Here is a 5,052-nt window from a genome sequence, read left to right on the forward strand (position 1 = left end):
GTCTGTCTGCGTAGGAATACATGAACTACCTCCTTGGTGGTCCAAGTTTTCGTCCGCACCCCCATCCTGTGCTACCGGGTCAGTTCTCAGTGGCAATCAACACAATTCAAATTTCCGTTCGGGATGGCCCGGCTGTTGGCTTCGGGATCAATCATGGAAAACTTTCGACGAGAGGATGCTGAGGGCGTGGGCGGACGGGTTGGACACTCGACTGCCGTTTCGTTGGCCACGGGAAGAAATCGGAAAAATCCCCGTGTTCGTCATCCCCGCCGCGTCCGATTGACACGCGCCGCGATCCTCGCCGACAGAACCAAGCATTGGGAAAATGGTTCCATACCGTCGAATCATTGTCCCGACGATCGTGGCTGTAGCCCGTTCGTACAGGACCGACTTAAAAAACGGCGCGAGCAATCGGTGCGACGCAGCTACCAGCGTTCGACACCGACAATGGACGAGGCAACTATCGTGGTTCTACCCGTAAGTTTAGGTACCCAGGCTCGAACTCCCCGATTGATTTTAGCCTTTCGAGATCGAGCACAGTGATTGTCTGCTTTGTCCATTGCAACACTTTCTCGTCGCGCAAGAGCTGCAAAGTCTTGTTTAGATGGACCAGCGATATTCCCAAAACGTCGGCCATTTCGAGTTGCGTCAGTGGAAACGAAAAGCTGGAGTTTTCAACCTTGCCAACCACCTCGAGCCTCAACAACAGTTCACAAAAGAGGTGAGCCATATGCGACTTCTTCGAGCGCCGTCCCATCGCCACGATCCATTCTCTGTGGATCGCCCCGTCGATAACCGTCAACAGCCATAGCAGCCGCGCCAAATGTGGTTCTGTTTCGGTGACTTTCTTCAGGTCGCTGTGATCGGCCAAGGCAACATGGCAGGGCGACAGTGCCACGACGCCATGGTCCATTTCCTTTAGGGGAAAGGCGTGAAGATCGACGAAGTCCCCGGACACATGCAGTGCCGTGATCTGTCTTTTTCCGTCTTCGACAAATTTGTATCGCGCGGCAATGCCATCAACGAGGAGGATGCTGTAGGTCGGCCGTGAGCCCTCCTTCACCAGGTCCTCATCGGCGGCGATCCAACGCTGGCGCACGATGATTGACGACAGAAGTTGCGCCTCGTGAGACGATACCACGTCACGCGCCCGAAGATTCGCAATCAAAGACTCGATCACCGCATGTCTCCACAAAAGTTTATCGTAGCCGGGCAGGAACAAATGTCACGAGCTATAATTGTAGCTTAAATCGCGTTCTCTTACGCTGCCTCTCCACCTCGTTAGTCTGTTGTTTGTTTTTAGCTACCTGCCCTGTGCCTACAGTGGCTCTAACTGGCGGAGAGAGCTTGATGCCGAGATTCCATTTCCATGTCAGGACGTCTCTGGGAGTTGAGGCCGACGACGACGGTATACCCTTTCAAAACCTCGAGGCTGCGACGGAAGATGCCAGGGCAAGTCTGTTCGAAATGATAGCGGACCAGTTAGCCACCGGTCGACGAACAACATATTTAGGCATTGATATAAGCGACGACCTGGGAACTGTACTAGCTGTTGTCACTGTTGATGACGCGATTGACCGGAACGTTTGATATTCTCGAGTATGCAAAGGAGCGGTTCGGATCGCGAGCGGGCAATCGATGTAACCATGGCCTGATTTCATCAGTCCCGCAACGCGCGCCAACTTCCTGGATTCGGCCGCAATTGCGCAAACCATCCGGAAAATAAGCAAGACCCGGGTTCTTCAGGCGAATACTCAATATGCAAATTTCCGGGATCGCTCCACCTGGATCGCAACCTCACTCCAACCAGGAATTCTAAAGCCAAATGAAGTCGAACTGGACGAACCCCGCAAGCTTCTTGGGGGAAAGTTTATTTCCAGTACATTCATTGCCAACGAATACACGCGGCGTGATCGCATCGATGGCTCGACGGACATCCCACAGCATGACTGTCCATAAGAAGATCGTCGGTATCGACCTGCCAAGGCCACAGCACAACTTCAGCCGCCTCGAGGGCACCGTGAAGTCGTCGGGCTACCATTCGAAATGAGGGAAGTTGTGGTCCTTGGTCACGCTCAGGTCCTTTTCCGTGTATTCACGGCCGACTTCGTCGATGCGCTGAGGCGGTCCTGTTCTTCCTTGGCGAGCCGAGCCTCACGTAGTCGGGATGTCTTCTCTTCACGGGACTTCGTCACGTGATCCATCTCCTCGACCGCGTGACCGCGCGCGAAGAATTGGGACTGCAGGTGGCCGAAAGCAACTTCGGCATGGGATTTGCTGTCGGACATAGAATCCTCCGATCGCTGTGGACTGAGAAACGGAAAAGGCCGGACATAAGTCCGGCCTTCTAAAAAACTAACTTCACGCAGTGCCAGTACATCCGTGGTCAAAGCGCGAGCAGTTCAAATTATGCAGCCTGAAGGTTGGTGGCCGACATCTTGCCCGATTTCTTGTCGCGCTCGAGTTCGTAGCTGAGCTTCTGGCCTTCGACGATTTCGCGCATTCCTGCGCGCTCGACCGCCGAAACGTGGACGAAGGCATCTTCGCCGCCATTATCAGGCTGGATGAAGCCGAAGCCCTTGGTGGAATTGAACCATTTTACTGTGCCTGTGGTCATGATGAACCCTTTCAAAGCAGTTTTAAACGACCGCGAGGCCGAAGCCGGGCGGATGGTGGTAGCGATTGTTTTTGAGAGGGAAGCTCGTTCAGGCGCGGTGCTAACCGCGCGGCAACCAAAGTTCAGCAAGCAAAAGATCGATAAACCACCGATAGCGGAATTGCGGGCGTGGGTCAACTTTTAGTTTTGGTCCAGCCAAAAGCGCGCCTGAATGCCGCCGCTGGAAAACATGTTCAGACCGGAAACGGTAATCCAGTCGATGACTGTCGCTACGTCGAAACCAGGATCGAAGAAACCAGCGCCGCCACAGATAGCAGTCCACGGTTCGTTAACTCTGCCTCCGCGCTAAGACCGCTATACTTGGTCAGTATCAGGATCAGGGACACTTCAGCTCGCTGGACCTCGTGCATCGGTGATACACCGGGACCGTGATGCTTCTGCTGGTCGACGCCGTTTTCTCATTTCGTCAGCTTGTCCTCGACCTCGTCTCGGCTATTGCCAGCTTGCTTGACGGCATCCTTGACCTCGCTCTTGGACACGCCCTGCTTCTTTGCCTCGTATGCAAATTCGTGGTCCTGCCCTGCGGCGCCCAGTGCCCTGTCTTGATTGCGCACGCGTGCTGTCGTTGCCATTTTGAGCCTCCTCTGGTTTGAATGATCACCGATAACTCTGTTGGATTCGGGGCGATGAACAGGGACGGAGCAACTTCAACCTACTCGTGGCATCTCTCGGCGGGCGAGGCGGAATAAAGGTGTCGTCGGACACGGTGCTATACGCCTTCGATCTCCTGTATCTCAACGGTCACGACATATCGATGCTGTCCCTCGAAGAGTGTCGCATGCTCCTCGAACGCTGTTGGAGAAAGCCTCGGGGGCTATCCGACTTTCCGAGATGTTTGACACCGACGGGGCCTCCCTGTTTGCCAGCGCGGCTGAGTTGGGCTTCGAAAGCATCATCGCCAAACAGCTGACGCTTCTTACAGGTCGGGACGTTGCGTCGATTGGCGCAAGATCAAATGCGTTCAGGCGGAAACATTCGTCGTCGTCGGTTACGGGCCGTCCACGTCGGCACCCAGTGCGATTAAAAGCCTGAACTCGCCGCGCAAGGGCGACGATCTGGTCTACGTCGGGAACGTCGGAACGGGTTCGTCAAATGGGGTCGCTTGCCAGCTCAGGACACAGCTCGACGCGAACGCCAAAAATCACCGCAGTCAGGAATTCGGCATGTTGCTATCCGAGCGTGTACGCCTCTTCGACAAGAAGTTGCACCGCGAAATCCACTGTCTGATGCAGTTCGATTTTTCGTTCGAGATGTTCGGGCCGCTGGGTCGCAGGTTTGATTATAGGCAGTGCTCCTGGTGGGGACGAGATCGCTGCGGACAGGTGGAGCGCTCGAATGCCAATTCGTTGACCATGGCGAGAAATCTGAGAAATCCCCGCGTTCCCCATCTCGGTCATGTCCAATTGACACGCCGTGATCTCGACATGGTAACCAAGGATAAGCCAACTGGTTCCTTCGGCACCGTTGATAGTCGCGCGGTACGGTCCATCTTCCTTAGCAGATCGGGAGGCAGGCATGTGCAACCATTTGACGAGCAATCAGCAGACCATCCGTGATTTCATCAAAATCACCCGCTATCGCGAAGGCAACCTTCCGCCGTCGGTGAATGTCCATCCCGACCGCCTCGGACCGATAATCCACGTCGACCAGGACGGCGAACGAGAGCTAGCCATGTCCGCCTGGGGCATGCCTACACCCGAGAAACATCGCGACGGCAAAGCCGTCCGTATCCTCGATGAATTCCCTGTTGTCGCGAATGTTGAAAAAGAAGCGGGTTATATCCCTCAAGGGCCTTTTACACACTTGGTTCCCGCGCAACTTGATGCGATCAAAACGGTATCTAAGGTATTATCAGTGGACGCCGCCGTAGCGAGGATGAGAAGCATGGGCTGAGAGCATATTCCGAGGAAGATGGCAGATGTGGTCGGGATGCCGCCTGTGTCTTGGCTTTCTGGGCGCCGGCTTTGATGATGTGACGGGCCTTTCCGGTTCGTTCCGATAGACGGCCCGATCAGAGCAAATGGACAGCTTTTACGAGATCTAACTCCTGCTGCCAACGACCGGAAGGAAGGCGCAAAGCGGCCCTACCACCTTCGGTGTGGGGGGTGAGTTGGCGTCTCTTTCCGATGTCATAGGAATATTCCATGAATCGCGTCGATGAAGGTGCTGGTGACGGCAAAGAGCCACTGGGCTCTGGCGCCGATTTCGAAAACCGAGGTCGCGATCCGTGCTATCATTGCCGAAGGGCTAGTGATGTCCCAGAAGGAAATCCGATGATCTTGAAAGAGATGACCAGCGAGGACTGCGTTGACGTCCTTTTGCGGGGGCACATTGCCCATCTTGCCTGCGCCAAGGATAATCGGCCCTATGTCGTG

The 5,052-nt window shown here is 55.0% G+C and carries 6 protein-coding genes; 1 reads left to right on the forward strand and 5 read right to left on the reverse strand.

What is annotated here, in order from left to right:
• Nucleotides 1-460: 460 nt before the first annotated feature.
• The 4 genes from ASD32_RS05810 to ASD32_RS28885 form a co-directional block, all read right to left on the reverse strand.
• Nucleotides 461-1,180 carry a Crp/Fnr family transcriptional regulator gene (locus ASD32_RS05810; protein WP_060637085.1) on the reverse strand — a complete coding sequence of 240 codons (720 nt, stop codon included), beginning with the start codon at nt 1,178-1,180 and terminating at the stop codon, nt 461-463.
• An 895-nt stretch (nt 1,181-2,075) separates the two neighbouring features.
• The gene (locus tag ASD32_RS05820) at nt 2,076-2,288 is read right to left on the reverse strand and encodes a hypothetical protein (RefSeq protein WP_060637087.1); all 213 of its coding nucleotides are present in this window, start codon (nt 2,286-2,288) and stop codon (nt 2,076-2,078) included.
• Nucleotides 2,289-2,407: 119 nt separating this feature from the next.
• Complete coding sequence (locus ASD32_RS05825; protein ID WP_060637088.1) at nt 2,408-2,617, reverse strand: cold-shock protein; 210 nt, start codon at nt 2,615-2,617, stop codon at nt 2,408-2,410.
• 458 nt (nt 2,618-3,075) lie between these two features.
• Nucleotides 3,076-3,249, reverse strand: coding sequence for a DUF3606 domain-containing protein (locus ASD32_RS28885; protein ID WP_082546661.1), 174 nt, complete (start codon nt 3,247-3,249; stop codon nt 3,076-3,078).
• A gap of 943 nt (nt 3,250-4,192) precedes the next feature.
• Here ASD32_RS28885 and ASD32_RS05840 point away from each other — a divergent pair.
• Nucleotides 4,193-4,570 (forward strand): hypothetical protein, encoded by a 378-nt coding sequence (locus ASD32_RS05840; RefSeq protein ID WP_060637091.1) that lies wholly within the window; start codon nt 4,193-4,195, stop codon nt 4,568-4,570.
• 236 nt (nt 4,571-4,806) lie between these two features.
• On the opposite strand, the gene ASD32_RS29990 is transcribed toward ASD32_RS05840, so the two are convergent.
• On the reverse strand, nt 4,807-5,052 hold a 246-nt coding region (locus ASD32_RS29990; protein ID WP_162252642.1), incomplete at its 5' end, for a hypothetical protein.

Source organism: Rhizobium sp. Root483D2, assembly GCF_001426685.1.
In the GTDB taxonomy this organism is placed as follows: Bacteria; Pseudomonadota; Alphaproteobacteria; order Rhizobiales; family Rhizobiaceae; genus Pararhizobium; species Pararhizobium qamdonense.